Annotated in this window: 17 protein-coding genes; 13 read left to right on the forward strand and 4 right to left on the reverse strand. The window is 69.6% G+C overall.

From position 1 onward, the window contains the following. Positions 1-67 precede the first annotated feature (67 nt). Entirely contained in the window at positions 68-454 is a 387-nt protein-coding gene (locus ACTJIL_RS14630) for an acyl-CoA thioesterase (protein ID WP_440756341.1), read from the forward strand. A 33-nt stretch (positions 455-487) separates the two neighbouring features. After that, positions 488-1819, forward strand: coding sequence for an amidohydrolase (locus tag ACTJIL_RS14635; protein WP_440756342.1), 1332 nt, complete (start codon positions 488-490; stop codon positions 1817-1819). Between the two features lie 90 nt (positions 1820-1909). Here ACTJIL_RS14635 and ACTJIL_RS14640 read toward each other — a convergent pair whose 3' ends face one another. After that, entirely contained in the window at positions 1910-2554 is a 645-nt protein-coding gene (locus tag ACTJIL_RS14640) for a glutathione S-transferase family protein (RefSeq protein WP_440756343.1), read from the reverse strand. Positions 2555-2650: 96 nt separating this feature from the next. Between ACTJIL_RS14640 and queF the strand changes: the two genes are divergently transcribed. From queF to ACTJIL_RS14665, 5 genes are all read left to right on the forward strand, one after another. Beyond that, positions 2651-3475 (forward strand): NADPH-dependent 7-cyano-7-deazaguanine reductase QueF, encoded by an 825-nt coding sequence (gene queF / locus ACTJIL_RS14645; protein WP_440756344.1) that lies wholly within the window; start codon positions 2651-2653, stop codon positions 3473-3475. A gap of 89 nt (positions 3476-3564) precedes the next feature. Then, the gene (locus tag ACTJIL_RS14650) at positions 3565-3921 is read left to right on the forward strand and encodes a LysM peptidoglycan-binding domain-containing protein (protein ID WP_440756345.1); all 357 of its coding nucleotides are present in this window, start codon (positions 3565-3567) and stop codon (positions 3919-3921) included. 55 nt (positions 3922-3976) lie between these two features. Beyond that, positions 3977-4483: a hypothetical protein gene (locus tag ACTJIL_RS14655; RefSeq protein ID WP_440756346.1), complete on the forward strand. Its 507-nt coding sequence runs from the start codon at positions 3977-3979 to the stop codon at positions 4481-4483. A 374-nt stretch (positions 4484-4857) separates the two neighbouring features. Next, the gene (locus tag ACTJIL_RS14660; RefSeq protein ID WP_440756347.1) at positions 4858-7086 is read left to right on the forward strand and encodes an NADP-dependent isocitrate dehydrogenase; all 2229 of its coding nucleotides are present in this window, start codon (positions 4858-4860) and stop codon (positions 7084-7086) included. Positions 7087-7448: 362 nt separating this feature from the next. Then, complete coding sequence (locus ACTJIL_RS14665) at positions 7449-7625, forward strand: hypothetical protein (protein WP_440756348.1); 177 nt, start codon at positions 7449-7451, stop codon at positions 7623-7625. Between the two features lie 85 nt (positions 7626-7710). Here ACTJIL_RS14665 and ACTJIL_RS14670 read toward each other — a convergent pair whose 3' ends face one another. Next, complete coding sequence (locus ACTJIL_RS14670; RefSeq protein ID WP_440756349.1) at positions 7711-8097, reverse strand: hypothetical protein; 387 nt, start codon at positions 8095-8097, stop codon at positions 7711-7713. Positions 8098-8219: 122 nt separating this feature from the next. Between ACTJIL_RS14670 and ACTJIL_RS14675 the strand changes: the two genes are divergently transcribed. The 5 genes from ACTJIL_RS14675 (at position 8220) to ACTJIL_RS14695 (ending at position 13626) form a co-directional block, all read left to right on the forward strand. Then, a complete protein-coding gene (locus ACTJIL_RS14675) occupies positions 8220-9152 on the forward strand; it encodes a LysR substrate-binding domain-containing protein (RefSeq protein ID WP_440756350.1) in 933 nt (310 codons plus the stop codon). Positions 9153-9414: 262 nt separating this feature from the next. After that, complete coding sequence (mgtE, locus tag ACTJIL_RS14680) at positions 9415-10788, forward strand: magnesium transporter (RefSeq protein ID WP_440756351.1); 1374 nt, start codon at positions 9415-9417, stop codon at positions 10786-10788. A gap of 83 nt (positions 10789-10871) precedes the next feature. Then, complete coding sequence (locus ACTJIL_RS14685; protein ID WP_440756352.1) at positions 10872-11744, forward strand: class I SAM-dependent methyltransferase; 873 nt, start codon at positions 10872-10874, stop codon at positions 11742-11744. Between the two features lie 74 nt (positions 11745-11818). Then, positions 11819-12370: a pseudouridine synthase gene (locus tag ACTJIL_RS14690; RefSeq protein WP_440756353.1), complete on the forward strand. Its 552-nt coding sequence runs from the start codon at positions 11819-11821 to the stop codon at positions 12368-12370. 131 nt (positions 12371-12501) lie between these two features. Then, positions 12502-13626, forward strand: coding sequence for a hybrid sensor histidine kinase/response regulator (locus ACTJIL_RS14695; RefSeq protein ID WP_440756354.1), 1125 nt, complete (start codon positions 12502-12504; stop codon positions 13624-13626). A 49-nt stretch (positions 13627-13675) separates the two neighbouring features. Here the strand turns inward: ACTJIL_RS14695 and ACTJIL_RS14700 are convergent, their stop codons facing one another. Both ACTJIL_RS14700 and hrpB read right to left on the reverse strand, forming a co-directional pair. Beyond that, positions 13676-14026 (reverse strand): hypothetical protein, encoded by a 351-nt coding sequence (locus tag ACTJIL_RS14700; protein ID WP_440756355.1) that lies wholly within the window; start codon positions 14024-14026, stop codon positions 13676-13678. A gap of 274 nt (positions 14027-14300) precedes the next feature. After that, on the reverse strand, positions 14301-16934 hold the full coding sequence (hrpB, locus tag ACTJIL_RS14705; RefSeq protein ID WP_440756356.1) for an ATP-dependent helicase HrpB: 2634 nt from the start codon (positions 16932-16934) through the stop codon (positions 14301-14303). Positions 16935-17046: 112 nt separating this feature from the next. Here hrpB and ACTJIL_RS14710 point away from each other — a divergent pair, with 112 nt between their 5' ends. Then, positions 17047-17841 (forward strand): TatD family hydrolase, encoded by a 795-nt coding sequence (locus ACTJIL_RS14710; RefSeq protein ID WP_440756357.1) that lies wholly within the window; start codon positions 17047-17049, stop codon positions 17839-17841. Positions 17842-17844 lie beyond the last annotated feature (3 nt).

Below are 17844 nucleotides of genomic sequence, written 5' to 3' on the forward strand. Positions count from 1 at the left end.
CCACTTGCGGGCGCGGCTTCAGCCGCGCCCACGGAATCCACCGAAACCTGTCTCTAGCGAGTCCCCCATGTCCGACCCCGCACCCACCGAAGCCCGCCTGCTCGAAATGGTCTTCCCCGACCACACCAACCATCTCGGCACGCTGTTCGGCGGCCAGGCGCTGGCGTGGATGGACAAGGCCGCGTTCATCGCCGCGTCGCGCTATGCCCGGCGGTCGGTGGTGACGGCGCGTTCGGAGCAGGTCGATTTCCGGCTGCCGATCCGCCAGGGGCAACTGGTGGAGACCATTGCCCGCGTGGCCGGGGTCGGGCGCAGTTCGATGCAGGTGGACGTGGAGCTGGTTGCGGAAGACCTGCTCAGCGGCGAGCGCGAACTGTGCACGCGCGGGCGTTTCGTGATGATCGCGCTCGATGCGCGCGGCCGGCCGACCGTGGTGCCACCGCTCCCGGGGTAGCATCGACGCCATTCCCGTCGAAGGATCCCCGCCATGCGCCTTGCCCACCGCATCAGTCCCCTGCTGTTGGCCCTGTTTGCCGGTCCCCTGTCGGCCGTCGCCCAGGACGCCGCGCCGGCACAGCGCCCCGAGGTCGCCGCCGCTGCGCAGAAGCTGCTGCAGCCGGTGGTCGAGTGGCGCCGCGACTTCCACGCGCACCCGGAGCTGTCCAACCGGGAAGAGCGCACTTCGGCCAAGGTCGCCGAACACCTGCGCGCACTTGGCCTGCAGCCGCGCACCGGCGTCGCCCACCACGGCGTGGTCGCGATCATCAAGGGCGGCAGGCCCGGGCCGAAGGTCGCGCTGCGTGCCGACATGGACGCGCTGCCGGTGACCGAACAGACCGGCCTGCCGTTCGCGTCGAAAGTCACCACCACCTTCAATGGCCAGCAGACCGGGGTGATGCACGCCTGCGGCCACGACGCCCATACCGCGATCCTGCTCGGCGTGGCCGATGCGCTGGTGGCGATGCAGGCCGAGCTGCCCGGCGAGGTGATGCTGGTGTTCCAGCCCGCGGAGGAGGGCGCGCCGGGCCAGGAGGAAGGCGGCGCCTCGCTGATGCTCAAGCACGGCCTGTTCCAGGATTTCAAGCCCGATGCGATGTTCGGGCTGCATGTGTTCTCGTCTGTGCAGGCAGGGCAGATCGCGGTGCGCGGCGGGCCGCTGATGGCGGCGTCGGACCGCTTCAACATCACCGTGACCGGCCGCCAGACGCACGGTTCGGCGCCGTGGAACGGCATCGACCCGATCGTCGCCAGCGCCGACCTCATCTCCACCACGCAGAGCATCGTCAGCCGCCGCACCAACATTTCGAAGCTGCCGGCGGTGGTGACCTTCGGCGCGATCCACGGCGGCATCCGCTACAACATCATCCCCGACAGCGTGGAGATGGTCGGCACGATCCGCAGCTTCGACGAGGGCATGCGCCAGGACATCTTCACCGACCTGAAGAACGTCGCGCAGCACGTCGCCGCCGCGCACGGCGCGACCGCCGAGGCCAACGTGCCCGACCGGGCCGGCAATCCGGTAACCGTCAACGATCCCGCGCTGACCGCGCGCATGCTGCCGAGCCTGCAGGCGGTGGTTGGCGCCGGCAACGTCTACGAGCCGCCGCTGCAGATGGGCGCCGAGGACTATGCGTACTACGCGAAGGAAGTGCCGTCGATGTTCTTCTTCGTCGGCTCCACCTCGAAGGGCACCGACCCGGCGACCGCGCCGAGCAACCATTCGCCGAAGTTCCTGCTCGACGAGTCGTCGCTGGACATCGGCCTGCGCGCGATGCTGCAGGTGACGCTGGATTATCTCAACGGCGCCGCGCAGACCTGACCCCTCCCGCAGGAGCGGCGGAAGCCGCGACCTGTTGCCGATCGCAAACCGCGGTCGCGGCTTCCGCCGCTCCTGCACGGGGCCGGCAACCTATGGCAGCTCGTTCGCCGAATGCGGATCGATCGAGTACCCGAACGTCTCGTCGAGGAACCGCGGTTGCGCGCGCACGCGTTCGATCCAGCCACGCAGGTGCGCATGCGGCCGCAGCGACAGGCCATCGGCCTCGTCGGCGCGGCTGGCGTAGGCGAACAGCGCGATGTCGGCAATGGTGTACGCTTCGCCGGCGATGAAGTCGCGTTGCGCGAACTGCGCATCGAGGATCTCCAGCGCGCGCAGCGCACCGTTGCGTTTCGCCTCCACCAGGGCGGGCGCACGTCGGGCCAGCTTGCCGGTCAGCGTCCAGTGGCGCAGCGCGCCCACCTGGCTTTCGATCCGCTCCTGCTCGAACGACAGCCACTGCCACACCTTCGCCCGTCCGAACGCGTCTCCAGGCAGGTAGCGCGTGCCGTCGGCGAGGAAGCACAGGATCGCGTTCGACTCGGCCAGCGCGCGGCCGTCGTCGAGTTCGATCGCCGGCACCGTGCCGGTCGGGCTCAGGCGCAGGAATGCCTCGCGCCGGCCTTCGCCGGCAAAGATGCCCACGTATCGGGTGCGGTGCGGACGCTGCAGATGGTGCAGCAACTGGCGCACCTTCCAGGCGTTCTGCGACGGCAGGTAGTCGTGGAAGGTCAGCATGGTGGTTCGATCCGTTGCGAAGCGATGCGCACGATGACGCCTCGCCGCCAACCGCACACTCCGTTTCCTGCGCCCGTATCCGCGTAAAATCGCCACATGGCGTCCACAGACCTTCCGCTCGGCCGCGCGGTCGACTATCCCCGCGGCTACGATCCCACGCTGCTGTTCCCGATCCCGCGCGCGCACGGCCGCGCCGGCCTCGGCCTGGGCGACGGCGGCTTGCCCTTTGTCGGCAAGGACCGCTGGCATGCCTACGAGCTGGGCTGGCTGGACGCGCGCGGCAAGCCGGTCGTCGCCACCGCCACGATCACGGTGCCGGCGCAATCGCCGCAGCTGATCGAATCCAAGTCGCTCAAGCTCTACCTCAACTCGCTCAACGCCGCGCGGTTCGACGATGCCCCGGCGGTGCGCCAGCGCATCGCCGACGACCTCTCGCAGGCCGCCGGCGCGCCGGTCGAGGTCGTGTTCGGGCTGCCGCCCATCGACACGCGAGCCGCCGGCCACGACGATGCGGTGTCGATCGATGCGATCGAACTCGACTGCGACGCCTACGACGCGCCCGATCCGACGTTCCTCGCCGCCGACGACTCGGCCGTGGTCGACGAGATCCTGCGTTCGGACCTGCTCAAGTCCAACTGCCCGGTCACCGGCCAGCCGGACTGGGCCAGCGTGCGCATCGCCTATCGCGGGCCGCGCATCGATCGCGCCGGGCTGCTGCGTTACCTGGTGTCGTTCCGCGAGCACGCCGAGTTCCACGAGCAGTGCGTCGAACGCATTTTCGTCGACGTGCTGGCGCGCTGCAGCCCGCAAACACTGTCGGTGGAAGCGCGCTACACGCGCCGTGGCGGCCTCGACATCAATCCCTGGCGCACCCTGCCCGGGATGAATGCGCCAACCGCTGCGCGCGACCTGCGGCAATGAACGGGCGCTTCAGCCTTTTCCGCGACGCGATATTTTCTTAACAGTCTCCGTGGGACGCTGCCGTCCGCAAACGCGGCACAGGAGGCCCCATGAGCAACCCCAACAATCCCAACGACCCCGATTCGCTGTCGCTCGCCCCCAGCGGTGGCAGCAAGAAGGCCGATTTCTCCAACGTACAGGGCGGCTCGAGCAGCACGGAAGCTCCGGCATCGAAGCCCAAGGCCGATTTCAGCAACGTCCAGGGTGGCTCCAGCAGCACCGAGGAATCGATCGGCGAGCAGACCTACACCGTGCAGAAGGGCGACACGCTGTCGCATATCGCCAAGCAGTTCTATGGCAAGGCCAACGCCTGGAACCAGATTTTCGAGGCCAACCGCGACCAGCTCGACAATCCGGACCTGATCAAGCCCGGCCAGGTGCTGAAGATTCCCGCACAGGCCGACTGACCCGGTGCGGCCGCATCCCGGCTTCCGCCTACCCCTTCCCATACGGAGAGATTCCATGACCCGCAAGACGCTCAATATCGCGATCGCCGCTGCCCTGTTCGGTTCGCTGGCACTGGTCGGCTGCAAGAAGAACCAGGACGACGCGGCGATGACGCCGCCGCCGGCCACCACCGAGCCGGCACCGGCCCCGACGACGCCCGAGCCCGCACCCGCGCCGGCCGCCACCGCTTCGGTGACCGCAGTCAGCCTGGGCAACGCCGTGGGCGCCGACATGAAGGTCGCCACGCCGTCGGCCACATTCGCGCCGAAGGACACGATCTACGCCTCGGTGGCCACCAGCACCAGCGACCCGGCCGCCAGCATCCCGGCCAAGCTCGCCGCCAAGTGGACGTTCGAGGACGGCCAGGTGGTCAACGAGGAGTCCAAGGACGTCAACCTCAGCGGCCCGGGCGACACCGAGTTCCACATCTCGCAGCCCAATGGCCTCCCGGCCGGCAAGTACAAGGTCGAGATCTCCCTGGACGGCAGCGTCGTGCAGAGCTCGGATTTCGAGGTCAAGTGACGCATCGGCGCGTCCGCGCGTAGCGCGGGCGCCCTTGCCGGCGCGCCATCCCCGCGACAGCGGGGATCCAGCAAGCCACCCACGCCCGCGCCCTGCGCGGGCGTTTCTTTATCCGGCGCGGCCGCGATCGAACGCGAACCCCCTTGCGCCGCCGGAAAGACGCGATGCGGACGGCACCCTGTTCGCCGCCGGCATCCCGGCCGGTCCACGCGACACACCGATCCGCCACGCCGCTTTGCCCGCACCCGGGCCGCGGGCGACAATGGCGGGCCCGATCCGCGCGCCACTGCGCCGATCAGCGCGGAATGCCTTCACCGCGATTCCGTGCGCCCGGATCCGCCATCCGCAATCTCCCGCAAGCGAGCCGACACGACATGTCCGAAACCCCGACGATCCTCTACACCCTGACCGACGAAGCGCCCTGGCTGGCCACGCAGTCGCTGCTGCCGATCGTGCAGGCCTACGCCGCCACCGCCGGCATCGCGGTGGAGACCCGCGACATCTCGCTGGCCGCGCGGCTGCTGGCGCAGTTCCCGGAGGCGTTGCGCGAGGAGCAGCGGGTTGCCGACGACCTCGCCGAACTGGGCAAGCTGGCCACCACGCCGGAAGCCAACATCATCAAGCTGCCCAACATCAGCGCCTCGGTGCCGCAGCTCAAGGCGGCGATCGCCGAGCTGCAGGCGCAGGGCTTCGCGCTGCCGGCGTATCCCGACGAGCCGCGGGACGAATCCGAACGCGAGACCAAGTCGCGCTATGACCGCGCCAAGGGCAGCGCCGTCAACCCGGTGCTGCGCGAGGGCAACTCCGACCGCCGCGCACCGGCCTCGGTGAAGGCCTACGCGCGCAAGCATCCGCACCGCATGGGCGCGTGGAGCGCGGACAGCAAGTCGCACGTCGCGCACATGGACGGCGGCGATTTCTACGGCAGCGAGCAGTCGGTGGAGATCGCGCAGCCCGGTTCGGTGCGCATCGAACTCGAAGGCAGCGACGGCCGCCGCCACATGCTCAAGACCGGCATCGCGGTGCAGGCCGGCGAGCTGATCGACGCGGCGGTGATGGACGCGGCGGCGCTGTCGCGTTTCATCGGCGAGCAGATCGACGATGCGCGCGCGCAGGGCGTGCTGTTCTCGCTGCACCTGAAGGCGACCATGATGAAGGTCTCCGACCCGATCATGTTCGGGATCGCGGTCGAGGCGTTCTACAAGCCGGTGCTGGACAAGCATCGCGCCGAACTCGAAGCCGCCGGCTTCGACCCCAACAACGGCATCGGCGACCTGTACGCGCGCCTGCCGTCGCTGCCGGCGGAAGTGGCTGCGCAGGTCACCGCGGAAATCGAAGCGCTGTACGCGCAGCGCCCGGGCCTGGCGATGGTCAACTCCGACAAGGGCATCACCAACCTGCACGTGCCGTCCGATGTGATCGTCGACGCCTCGATGCCGGCGATGATCCGCGACTCCGGCCGGATGTGGAACGCCGACGGCAAGCTGCAGGACACCAAGGCGTTGATCCCGGACCGCTGCTACGCCGGCATCTACCAGTCGGTGATCGACGACTGCAAGGCCAACGGCGCGTTCGATCCGGCGACCATGGGCAGCGTGCCCAACGTCGGCCTGATGGCGCAGAAGGCCGAGGAGTACGGCTCGCACGACAAGACGTTCCGCATTCCCGCCGACGGCACCGTGCGCGTGCTCGACGAGGCCGGCAACGCGCTGATGACGCACGAGGTGCACGCCGGCGACATCTGGCGCATGTGCCAGGCCAAGGACGCGCCGATCCGCGACTGGGTGAAGCTGGCCGTGACCCGCGCGCGCCTGAGCCACACCCCGGCGGTGTTCTGGCTCGACCCGCAGCGCGCGCACGATGCCAACGTCGCGCGCAAGGTCGAACGCTACCTCGCCGACCACGACACCAGCGGCCTGGACATCCGCATCCTGCCGCCGGTCGACGCCATGAAGCTCTCGCTCGAGCGCATCCGCCGCGGCGAGGACACCATCTCGGTCACCGGCAACGTGCTGCGCGACTACCTCACCGACCTGTTCCCGATCATGGAGCTGGGCACCAGCGCCAAGATGCTGTCGATCGTGCCGCTGATGGCCGGCGGCGGCCTGTTCGAGACCGGCGCCGGCGGTTCGGCGCCCAAGCACGTGCAGCAGTTCGTGGCCGAGGACTATCTGCGCTGGGATTCGCTGGGCGAGTTCCTGGCGCTGGCCGCGTCGCTGGAACACATGTCGGAAACCACCGGCAACGCGCGCGCGAAGGTGCTGGCCAACGCACTCGACGCCGCCAACGCGCAGTTCCTCGACAACGACAAGTCGCCCACGCGCAAGCTCGGCGGCATCGACAACCGCGGCAGCCATTACTACCTGGCCCTGTACTGGGCACAGGCGCTGGCGGCGCAGGACGACGACGCCGGGCTGAAGGCCACCTTCGCGCCGCTGGCCAAGGCGTTGGCGGAAAACGAAGCAAGGATCGTCGCCGAGCTGGCCGCGGTGCAGGGCAAACACGTGGACATCGGCGGCTACTACCGCCCCGACGTTGCCAAGGCCCGCGCGGCGATGCGCCCCAGCGCCACGCTCAACGCCGCCCTGCAGACGCTCGGCTGATCGAGCATGAAGCCCTCCCCCTCAAGGGGTGAGGGCGGACTGTCTGCGCGCGGCACTGCCGCGCAAGCTGCCGACGCAACCCCATCCCCATCCCGGCCTTCCCCTTGAAGGGGAAGGAGAAGAGCGAAGGGGATCGCGCGGGCACAGCGAAGTCCATGGCCCTCCCCTTCAAGGGGAGGGTTGGGTGGGGATGGGTTTCCTGCCCGCGCAAACTGCCGACGCAACCCTCATCCCTGCCTTCCCCTTGAAGGGAAGGAAACACGGACGGCCGGATGCAACCGCGCCGCCGCGCTCCCTCCGACTTCATGCATCCCACACCCGCGCCTGTCTACGCTCCCGGCTCCATCGCAAGGAGCCGCCGCATGTCGTCGTTCGCGCTTTACCTGGTCGGAATGCTGGTCATCATCGGGGGACTCGCCTACGGCGCATCACTGGCGGGCCTGTCCACGCAGTGGATTGCGGTCGGCGCCGTGGTGCTGCTGGGCATCGGGATCGTCGCGGGCGTTTCGAAGACCCGGCGGCGCGATCCCCCGGCCTGAGATCGGCAATGACTGGCCGGGCCGCTTCCGCAGCCTGCCGGCCGCTCGAAGGCCGCCTTTCAAAGGCGGCCCGTGGCGCCTGGGCTCAGCTCTGGGTGCAGGGGCGCGGCTGCGACTGTCGCCCGGCTTCGCCGCGCTTGCGCGCACCGAGGCGCTTGAACATGCGCTCGGAAGCGGCGCGATTGCCGTAGGTCTGGGGAAAGGGTTCGCCGATGTCGTAGTTGTTGCCGGCGGTCATCGGCCGTCCGCCGAGGAACATCAGGGTCTGGAAAAGATTCATGGCATGCCTCCGCATGGGTTGGGGGAGTGGGCGGCGGTCCGCGCCGCGGGCGGGTCCGGAGGGCGCGTGGCCGCGCGCGGCCTGCCCGCCGTCCGCGGCGTCCGGTCCCGGGGGACCGTCCGACAGCGAGACGGCGAGACTGGCGTCGGCGATATGCCCGTCCAGGAACAGCAATCCGGTGTAGATGTTCATGGCATATCCCTGCATTCACTTGAGTGAGATGAAAGATAGGCGCATGATTACCGGCAGAAAAGCGACAATTTCGCAAGCTTTTCTTGAATTAGCTTCAAGTATAACCGATCGAGGGAACCCACGTGAGCCGAGCCCCGCTCCATGCCCTGCAGGGCTTCGTTGCCGCGGCGCGGCTGGGCAACCTGTCGCGCGCGGCCGAATCGCTGCATCTCACCGTCAGCGCCCTGAGCCACCAGATGCGCGGGCTGGAAGAGCGGCTGGGCCAGCAGTTGCTGCTGCGCAGTTCGCGCGGCGTCAGCCTGACCGCCGACGGCCAGCGCCTGCTCGACCGCATCGCGCCCCATCTCGACGCGATCGGCCAGGCCATGCAGCCGTTCGCGGCGCGACACGACAACCGGCTGACCGTCAGCGTGACGCCGTCGATGGCGTCGGCGTGGCTGGTGCCGCGGCTGGGCAGCTTCCTCGCCGCGCATCCGCAGATCGAATTCAGCCTGCAATCGAGCCCGCTGGTCGTCGATTTCAGCCGCGAACTGCAGATCGACGCCGCCCTGCGCATTGGTCTGGGGCAGTGGCCGGACGTGACCGCCGAGCCCCTGTTCGACGAATGGATCGTGCCGATGGCGAGCCCTGCGCTGGTGGCGCGCATGGGCGAACCCGCACCGTCGGACCTGTCGGACTGGCCATTGCTCGGCGACCCCGACGGGCAATGGAACCGCTGGTTCGCGCAGCACGGCGGGCAGCCGCCAGCGCGCTACGCGGCCTCGTTCGACGATTCCGAGGCCCACCATCGCGCCGCGCTCGATGGCGTCGGCGTGGCCCTGGGACGCATCACCCGCGCGCGCCTGCTACTCGATTCCGGGCAGCTGGTGGCCTTGACCCGCGAACGCCTGAAGACCGACTACGCGCATTACCTGGTGTATCCGCCGCGCTCGGCCACGCATCGTGGCCTGCTGGCATTCCGCGACTGGCTGCACCGGCAGGCCAGCGAACACGCCGCGCACATGGACCAGGCGATGCCGGCGGTGGCGCTGGCGCACGCCGGGAAACCGGACTGAACCCGCCGGCCCGCCGCATCGGGCCCGCGCGCGCTGCATCGCGAAGTCCGTGCGCGCAATTGACCCCACGATGCCCACGGGCCAGACTGCCGCCGCGCCGCGGTCGCTTGCACCTTCGCGTCCGCGTCTTTCCCCGGAATCCTTTCCCATGCCCAGCGACAGTCACAGTCGATCGTTCCTGCCGTCATCGGACGTCGTGGACTGACCTTTCCGGTCGGGCCCACCGCGCTGCCGATGACGGCAGCTGCATCCAGGTGAGCCCATGAACGAACCTCCCCGCAACACCTCCGGCACCGACGCCGCCGCGCGCCTCGCCGCGCCGTTTGCCGGCCTCAACATCGCCGACAGCATCGAACGCCTGAACGCACTCGAGCCCGCGCAGGCGGTGGCCACCGTGCTCGCCCTGCCGTGGCCGCGCGTGGTCGACATGTTCGACCGCTCCGAGCTGCAGCACGCCAGCGCCATCGCCGCGCTGCTGCCCGAAGATGTCGCCGCGCGCCTGCTTGACGGCATGGCCGACGACCGCGCGGCCGACGTCTTCGTCGAACTCGACGACGCCACCCGCGCGACCCTGGTCGGGCGCCTGGGCGCGGGCACACTGGCGTCGATCCGCAAGCTGATGCACTACCCGGCGGGCACCGCGGGCAGCCTGATGACCACCGAGTTCGTCAGCGTGCCGGCGCACTGGACGGTCGCCGAGACCCTGGCGCACATCCGCCACGTCGAACGCTCGCGCGAAACCGTGTACGCGATCTACGTGCTCGATGCGCAGACCCACGCCCTGTTGCGCATGGTCAGCCTGCGCCGCTTGATCAGCGGCGATCCCGGCGCGTCGATCCTCGACGTCGCCCAGGAAACCGCGCCGGTGACGGTGGCACCGTTGCTCGACCAGGAGGAGATCGCGCGCCTCATCCGCCGCCACGACCTGCTGGCGATCCCGGTGGTGGACGAGGCCGGGCACGTGCTGGGCATCGTCACCGTCGACGACATCATCGACACGATGATCGCCGAGACCACCGAGGACGTGCAGAAGTTCGGCGGCATGGCGGCACTGGAAAAGCCCTACATGCAGATCGGCTTCGGCCACATGATCCGCAAGCGTGCCGGCTGGCTGTGCGCGCTGTTCCTCGGCGAGATGCTCACCGCCAGCGCGATGCAGCACTACGAGGGCGCGCTGTCGCAGGCGATCGTGCTGACCCTGTTCATCCCGCTGATCATGAGCTCGGGCGGCAACTCAGGCTCGCAGGCGACGTCCTTGCTGATCCGCGGACTGGCGCTGCACGAAGTGCGCCTGCGCGACTGGTGGCGGGTGGCGCTGCGCGAAGTGCCGACCGGGCTGCTGCTGGGTACCCTGCTCGGCGTCATCGCCGTCGTGCGCATCGCGGTCTGGCAGCTGGCCGGCTTCCACGACTACGGCGTGCACTGGATGCTGATCGCGGCCACCGTGGGCGCGGCGCTGGTGGGCATCGTCACGTTCGGCTCGCTGTCGGGCTCGATGCTGCCGTTCGCGATGCAGCGGCTGGGCTTCGACCCGGCCAGCGCGTCGGCGCCGTTCGTGGCCACCCTGGTCGACGTCACCGGGCTGGTGATCTATTTCAGCATCGCCTCGGCGATCCTGAGCGGGACGTTGTTGTAGAAGACGAGCGAATGACCATGCCGCTTCGTCATCCTCCGTTTCCCGATGTGGCACGCTGTCGCCTCCCGTCCCGGAGAACCCCCATGCGACACGTCCTGATTGCCTGCGCGCTGGCCGCGGGCCTGAGTGTTTCCGTCGCCGCGGCGGTCGCCGCGCAAGCCACCACCGGCCAGGCCGCCGCCGTGCCCGCGCAGGCCGATGCCGATGCGGCGCTGCAGCAGGCCGTCGCCGGCAGCTGGCGCGACGCGGACAACGTCCTGCGCGACCGCTATCGCCATCCCGTCGAAACCCTGGCCTTCTTCGGCGTGAAGCCGGGCCAGACCGTCATCGAGATCACCCCGGGTGGCGGCTGGTACGCCGAGATCCTGGCGCCGCTGCTGCGCGACGATGGCCATTACGTCGCCGCGGTGGTCGATCCGATGGCGGTCAAGGAAGGCGGCAGCCGCAACTACCAGCAAAAATCGAAGTCGGGGCTGGAGGCGAAGTTCGCCGCCGCGCCGGCGCAGTTCGACAAGGCCGAGGTCGTTGCCTACGACCCGAACGCGCCGGTGTTCGGCGCACCCGGTTCGGCCGACAGGGTGCTGACCTTCCGCAACGTCCACAACTGGCGCTCCAACGGCCAGGCCGAAGGCATGTTCCGCGGCTTCTTCGCGGTGCTGAAACCCGGCGGCGTGCTGGGCGTTGCCGAGCATCGCGCCAACGGCGACGTCGGCGACGACGACAAGTCCGGCTACGTCGGCCAGCAGCAGGTGATCGCGATGGCCGAGGCGGCGGGCTTCAAGCTCGACGCGCAAAGCGAGATCAACGCCAACCCGAAGGACACCAAGGATTACCCCGGTGGCGTGTGGACGCTGCCGCCGACCAACAAACACGAAGACGCCGACGACGCGAAGTACCGGGCGATCGGCGAGAGCGACCGGATGACGCTGCGGTTCGTGAAGCCCGCCCAGTCGTAACCGGACACCAGGCAGAAACGGAGGCCGCGCGCGCGGCTTGTGCAAGGCAAACCATTGCGCGCACTTGACGCAGGATGCTCATCGCCCTCAACAAACCCTTCCACGTGCTGTGCCAGTTCACCGATCGCGGCACGCCGCCGCGGCGGACGCTGGCGGAGTTCGGTTTGCCGCCCGGCGTCTATCCGGCCGGGCGGCTCGACCACGACAGCGAAGGACTGCTGCTGCTCACCGATGACGGCGCGCTCGCGCACCGGATCACCGATCCGCGCCACAAGCTGCGCAAGACCTACCTGGTGCAGGTTGAAGGCACGCCGACCGATGCGCAGCTGCAGGCGCTGCGCGATGGCGTCGAACTCAACGATGGCCGCACCCGCCCGGCCCGCGCGCGCCAACTGGATGCGCCGCCCGCGCTCTGGCCGCGCGATCCGCCGGTGCGCTTCCGCAAGAACGTGCCCGATGCGTGGCTGGAATTGGGTATCGCCGAAGGCCGCAACCGCCAGGTGCGGCGCATGACCGCTGCGGTGGGGCTGCCGACGTTGAGACTGATACGGGTGGCGATCGGGGATTGGCAGCTGCAGGCGTTGCCACCGGGCGAATGGCGCGCGTTGCCGGATTCACTTTCCTGAATTCGTTCAGGCTCAAGCGCTTGTCTGCGTCGGCGCGCAACTTTCCGCGCGGCTGCATCGATTGATTCTGGTAACGTGATCAACGCGGCAGATCGCATTCAGTTCTATTGGGGCAACGGAACGACTCTGGCATGACGAGCAAGACGGCCAACGCGTCCGGCAGCATCTTGGTGGTCGACGACCAGGCGGCCAACCTGCGGGTGGTCAGCACCCTGCTTTCGCGCCACGGTTACGAGGTCATCACCGCCGACAGCGGCGAGGAAGCGCTGGCGATCGCTTCCGAGCAGACGCCCGACCTGATGCTGCTCGACATGATCATGCCCGGCATGGATGGCTTCGCCCTGCTCGAACAGATCAAGCAGCGGCCCGAGTTGCTGCGCCTGCCGGTGGTGTTCCTCACCGCCGCGCACGACCGCGAACTGCTGCTGCGCGCGTTCGACGCCGGCGCCGTGGATTACGTCACCAAACCATTCATGCCCGAGGAACTGCTCGCACGGGTCAACGCGCACGTCGGCCTGAAGCAGACCCGCGACCGCCTCGAACGCGTCGCGCGTGAACGCCAGGAGCTGGTGAACCTGGTCGCGCACGACCTCAAGAATCCGCTGACCAGCGTGCTGTTCGCCAGCGACATCCTGATCCACAACGGCACCCGGCCCGAGCGCATCCCGCGCTACTTGGAGATGATCCACGACAGCGCCAACGACGCACTCGGCTACATCCGGCGCTACCTCGAGGCGCAGGCCGACGGCCTGCTGTCGCGGCAGGATGCCGAAGCCCGCGCGGCCGCTGCGCCGTTGCCCGAAGTGCTCGATTGGCTGTCGCATCGCTACGGCCTGCAGCTCGAAGGCCGCGGCCTGCGGCTGCATGTCCAGGCACCGGCGCAGTGCCGGCCCGTGGCGATCGACGACCTGGTGCTGCGCCAGGTCGCGGAAAACCTGGTCAGCAACGCCATGAAGTACGCGCCCGACAGCGACATCGAGATCTCTGTGCGCAGCAGCGCGCCGGGATTCTGGCAGCTGCTGGTGGAAGACCGCGGCAAGGGGATTCCCGCGACGCGGCAGCGCGAGCTGTTCAAGCCGTTCTCGCGCCTGAGCGACGTGGATCCGGCCGGTGGCCTGTCGAGCGGGCTGGGGTTGTCGCTGGCGCGGCAGATCGTCAGCAACGCTGGCGGCCAGCTCTGGTACGAGGACCGCGACGGCGGCGGCGCACGCTTCGTGATCGAGCTGCCCGAGGCGGCGACGGCGAACGGCGCCTGAAAGCCGCCCCCGCGCTCCTACGAAGGTGGGGTGGATCAGGGGAGGTGGATCAATCCTCGGCGGTCTTGCTTGCGCGCTTGCTGGCTGCGCGCGCGCGCGGCGGCGCCTTCTTCGCCTCGATGCGGGTGGCCTTGCCTGCGATCGCCTGCTCGCGCGCCTTGCGCTGGTGGCGACGCACCGCGTACAGCAGCAGGCCGGCGCCGACCGCGCTGGCCACCGCGACCGCGGGATTGCGGCGCACGAACTTCGTCGCCACCCGGCTGCCGGTCTTCAGCGCGCCGAGCGCGGCGCCTGTTTCGATCCATTTGATGGCGCGATCCGGCACGCGCTCGCGGAGGGTGTCACCGACGCTGCCGGCGAGTTCCAGCGCGCGGCCGGACAGGGATTCAAGCTTGCTCATGGGGCGATGCCTGGAAGTATTGGCCGGCCGCCAGTTTCGCGGGCGCGGCGTTGAATCGGCGTGAGCGTGGCCACTCGCCTGGATGCCGATTTATCCGCCGTTGCCGGCATCCGGCAAATCCGTGCGCCCTGCGGAAGCGCCATGGCCGCGATCGCTTTTTTGCATGCGCGATGCACGGGGATCACCGCTATACCCGCTCCCACCGCTTCTTCATTCTTCGTCCGGGCGAGCGGCGTCGCTGCTTCGTTCGCGATCGGTTACCCGGCGATGCCCGTCACGTCCCGCGCGGCTTGGCGCGATGGGTGGCGACCGCATTCCACGGATCTTCCGGCCACGGATGCTTCGGATACCGCCCTTTCATCTCCTTGCGCACTTCGGGGTACACGTTCTCCCAGAAGCTGCGCAGGTCGCGGGTGACCTGCAACGGGCGGCCGGCGGGCGAGAGCAGGTGCACGGTCAGCGCGACGCGGCCGTCGGCGATGCGCGGGGTATCGGCTAGGCCGAACAGTTCCTGCAGCTTCACCGCCAGCACCGGCGACGTGGCGCGGCCGTCGTCGCCGATGGCGTATTCGATGCGGCGCTGCATCCCCGATGGCACGTCGACCTGGGTCGGCGCGAGCCGGTCGATGCGCTGGCGCAGCGACCAGTCGAACGGCGACTTCAACGCTTCGGCCAGCGCCTCGGCCGACAGCGCATCCAGGCGCGTCGCGCCTGCGAACGCCGGCCGCAGCCAGTCGTCGAGCGAGGCGAGCAGCGCGGCGTCGCCGAGGTCGGGCAGTCCGAGGTCCGGCATCCAGTCTCGCAGGGATTGCACGCGCGCGCGCCACTGGCGCAGGCCATCGTTCCACGGCAGCGCGTCGAGACCGAGTTCGCGCACGGCGTCGGTCAGTGCCTGCGCCGCCTGCGCGGGATCGACCCGGCCCGCCGGGCGCGCGTCGAGCACGATGCCGTCGAAGCGCTGTACGCGCTCGGCCACCAGCGCGCGGCGCGCGGCGTCCCAGCGGGTTTCGTCGCGATCGGAGAAGTGGCTGGCGAACGCGGTTCGCAGCAGCCGCTCGTCGACCGGCGCCGCACGCAGCAGCAACGCATCGCGCGCCTCGAAGCGCAGTTCGCTGGCGACCAGCCATGGCTCGCCGACCAGCGCGCTGTCGTCGAACAGTTTCGCCATGCGGCCGTTGGCGAGCTGGTAGCGGCGCAGGTCGCCGGCGTGGCGATGGGCGATGCGATCGGGGAAGGCGTGGGCCAGGAGGTCGCCGAGCCGGTGCGCCTCGACCTCGCGCGGCGGCTTGCGCTCCACGCGCAGGCGGCGACGCCACTGTTTGGCCGCGGCATCGATGGCGGCAAGCGCACCGCGGTTGGCGTCGTGCGGCACGTGGCCGCCGCGGAACGCGGCCAGTGCGCGCCAGCGCTCGGCCAGCGCATCGGAGCGGCCGCGCAGCGGGTCGCGCGCCTCCACCAGCGCGGCGAGGTCGCAGGCCAGTGCGCGGTCGTCGTCGTCGGGCGCGGACAACAGCATCGCCGCCAGCCGCGGATGGGTGCCGAGCGCGAGCATGCGCCGGCCCAGGGGCGTGATCGCGCGCGCGTCGTCGAGTGCGCCGAGCCGCTGCAGCAGGTCGCGCGCGGCGGCCAGCGCGCCCGGCGGCGGCGGATCGACGAAGCGCAGCGCGTCGCTGCCCCAGCCCGCGAGTTCCAGCGCCAGCGCGGCCAGTTCGACCTGCGCGATCTCCGCGCGCCGCTGCGGTTCCAGCCGCTGCGACTGCGGCCACAGCCGGTAGGCCCAGCCTGCGGACACGCGGCCCGCGCGACCGGCGCGCTGGTCGGCCGAGGCCTGGCTGATGTTCACCACGTCCAGGCGCGAGAAGCCGCTGTTGGGGTCGTAGCGCGGCTCGCGCGCGAGACCACTGTCGATCACCACGCGCACGCCGGGCAGGGTGACGCTGGATTCGGCGACGTTGGTGGCAAGCACCACGCGGCGACGGCCGTGGGGATCGGATTGCAGGACTTGCGATTGCTGGTCGATCGGGAGGTCGCCGTGCAGCGGGAGCACCTCGAAGTCACGATGCAGCCCTTCTCCCTCCGGGAGAAAGTGGCGCGCAGCGCCGGATGAGGGTGCGGCGAAATCATCGATGTCTGGACTGCCGTCGCTTCGCCGTACCCTCACCCCAACCCCTCTCCCGGCGGGAGAGGGGCTCAAAGCCGCCTGCACGCGTGCGATTTCGCGGCGGCCCGGCAGGAACACCAGCACGTCGCCGGGATGCGTGGCGAGGGCGTGTTCGACCGCGCGCCGTGCCTGCGCTTCCATCGATTCTTCACGCCGCGCGGGGAAGTGCGCGACCTCGACCGGAAAGCTGCGGCCCGCACTCGACAGCCGCGGTGCGTCGAGGAACTGCGCCAGGCGCTCGCCGTCGAGCGTGGCCGACATCACCACGATGCGCAGGTCCTCACGCAGGCCGGCCTGCACGTCCAGCGCCAGCGCCAGGCCGAGGTCGCCGGCTAGGTGGCGTTCGTGGAACTCGTCGAACAGCAGCGCGCCGATACCGTCGGGCCGGCCTTCGCCCAAGGTCGGATCGTCCTGCAGCATCCGCGTCAGGATGCCTTCGGTGACCACTTCGATGCGGGTGCGCGCGGACACCTTGCTCTCGAAGCGGATGCGGTAGCCGACGGTTTCGCCGACCGCCTCGCCGAGCTGCTGCGCCATGAACCCGGCCGCGGCACGCGCGGCGACGCGTCGCGGTTCGAGCATCACGATCTTGCGGCCGGCCAGCCATGGCGCATCGAGCAGCGCCAGTGGCACCTGCGTGGTCTTGCCGGCACCGGGCGGCGCCTCGAGCACCAGCCGCGGATGCGCGGCGAGCGAGGCACGGATGTCCGGCAGCAACGGCGAGATGGGGAATTCGGGTTCGTCCACGCGGCAAGGATACGGGGGCGACCATCCTGGATGCGCACGCGCGCAGGCGCAGGCCCTGCGCATCGCGAGCCGCTATGCTTTCGCCCACCACGAATCCCCCATCGCGAATCCCGTGCAACTCATCGACATCGGCGCCAACCTCACCCACGACAGCTTCGACCACGACCGCGACGCCGTGCTGCAGCGCGCGCGCGATGCCGGGGTGGTGCAGATGGTGGTCACCGGCGCCAGCCGCGAGCATTCGCCGCAGGCGCTGGCGCTCGCGCAGGCGCACCCGGGCGAGCTGTTCGCCACCGCCGGTGTGCATCCGCACCATGCCACCGAGTACACCGCCGAGTGCGACGCGGAGATGCGCGCGCTGCACGCGCATCCGGAAGTGGTCGCGGTGGGCGAGTGCGGGCTGGACTATTTCCGCGACTTCTCACCGCGACCGGCGCAGCGCAAGGCGTTCGAACGCCAGCTGCAGATCGCGGCGGAGACCGGCAAGCCGTTGTTCCTCCACCAGCGCGAAGCGCATGTCGATTTCATGGGGATCATGCGCGAGTTCGACGGCCGCCTCGGCCTGGCGGTCGTGCACTGTTTCACCGGCAGCCGCGAGGAGCTGTTCGACTACCTCGACCGCGACTGGCACGTCGGCATCACCGGCTGGCTGTGCGACGAACGCCGCGGCCAGCACCTGCGCGAACTGGTGAAGTCGATCCCCGCCAACCGGCTGATGATCGAGACCGACGCGCCCTACCTGCTGCCGCGCACGGTGAAGCCCGCGCCCTCGCACCGCCGCAACGAGCCGATGTACCTGGCCCACATCGCCCGGGAACTCGCGCACGACCGCGGCGAGGACGCGACCGTCGCCGCGGCCAACGCCACGGCGACGACGCGCGCATTCTTCGGCCTGCCGGCTCCCTAGCGA

This window comes from Luteimonas sp. 22616 (assembly GCF_052044325.1).
GTDB lineage: Bacteria > Pseudomonadota > Gammaproteobacteria > Xanthomonadales > Xanthomonadaceae > Luteimonas.

What these genes read in the sequence shown, in the direction of transcription:
- ACTJIL_RS14660 (WP_440756347.1), top strand. Translation starts at nt 4,858, where the DNA reads ATGTCCGAAACCCCGACGATCCTCTACACCCTGACCGACGAAGCGCCC.
- ACTJIL_RS14635 (WP_440756342.1), top strand. Translation starts at nt 488, where the DNA reads ATGCGCCTTGCCCACCGCATCAGTCCCCTGCTGTTGGCCCTGTTTGCC.
- ACTJIL_RS14690 (WP_440756353.1), top strand. Translation starts at nt 11,819, where the DNA reads ATGCTCATCGCCCTCAACAAACCCTTCCACGTGCTGTGCCAGTTCACC.
- ACTJIL_RS14665 (WP_440756348.1), top strand. Translation starts at nt 7,449, where the DNA reads ATGTCGTCGTTCGCGCTTTACCTGGTCGGAATGCTGGTCATCATCGGG.
- ACTJIL_RS14630 (WP_440756341.1), top strand. Translation starts at nt 68, where the DNA reads ATGTCCGACCCCGCACCCACCGAAGCCCGCCTGCTCGAAATGGTCTTC.
- ACTJIL_RS14670 (WP_440756349.1), bottom strand. Translation starts at nt 8,097, where the DNA reads ATGAACATCTACACCGGATTGCTGTTCCTGGACGGGCATATCGCCGAC.
- mgtE (WP_440756351.1), top strand. Translation starts at nt 9,415, where the DNA reads ATGAACGAACCTCCCCGCAACACCTCCGGCACCGACGCCGCCGCGCGC.
- ACTJIL_RS14640 (WP_440756343.1), bottom strand. Translation starts at nt 2,554, where the DNA reads ATGCTGACCTTCCACGACTACCTGCCGTCGCAGAACGCCTGGAAGGTG.
- ACTJIL_RS14695 (WP_440756354.1), top strand. Translation starts at nt 12,502, where the DNA reads ATGACGAGCAAGACGGCCAACGCGTCCGGCAGCATCTTGGTGGTCGAC.
- queF (WP_440756344.1), top strand. Translation starts at nt 2,651, where the DNA reads ATGGCGTCCACAGACCTTCCGCTCGGCCGCGCGGTCGACTATCCCCGC.
- ACTJIL_RS14700 (WP_440756355.1), bottom strand. Translation starts at nt 14,026, where the DNA reads ATGAGCAAGCTTGAATCCCTGTCCGGCCGCGCGCTGGAACTCGCCGGC.
- ACTJIL_RS14685 (WP_440756352.1), top strand. Translation starts at nt 10,872, where the DNA reads ATGCGACACGTCCTGATTGCCTGCGCGCTGGCCGCGGGCCTGAGTGTT.
- ACTJIL_RS14650 (WP_440756345.1), top strand. Translation starts at nt 3,565, where the DNA reads ATGAGCAACCCCAACAATCCCAACGACCCCGATTCGCTGTCGCTCGCC.
- ACTJIL_RS14655 (WP_440756346.1), top strand. Translation starts at nt 3,977, where the DNA reads ATGACCCGCAAGACGCTCAATATCGCGATCGCCGCTGCCCTGTTCGGT.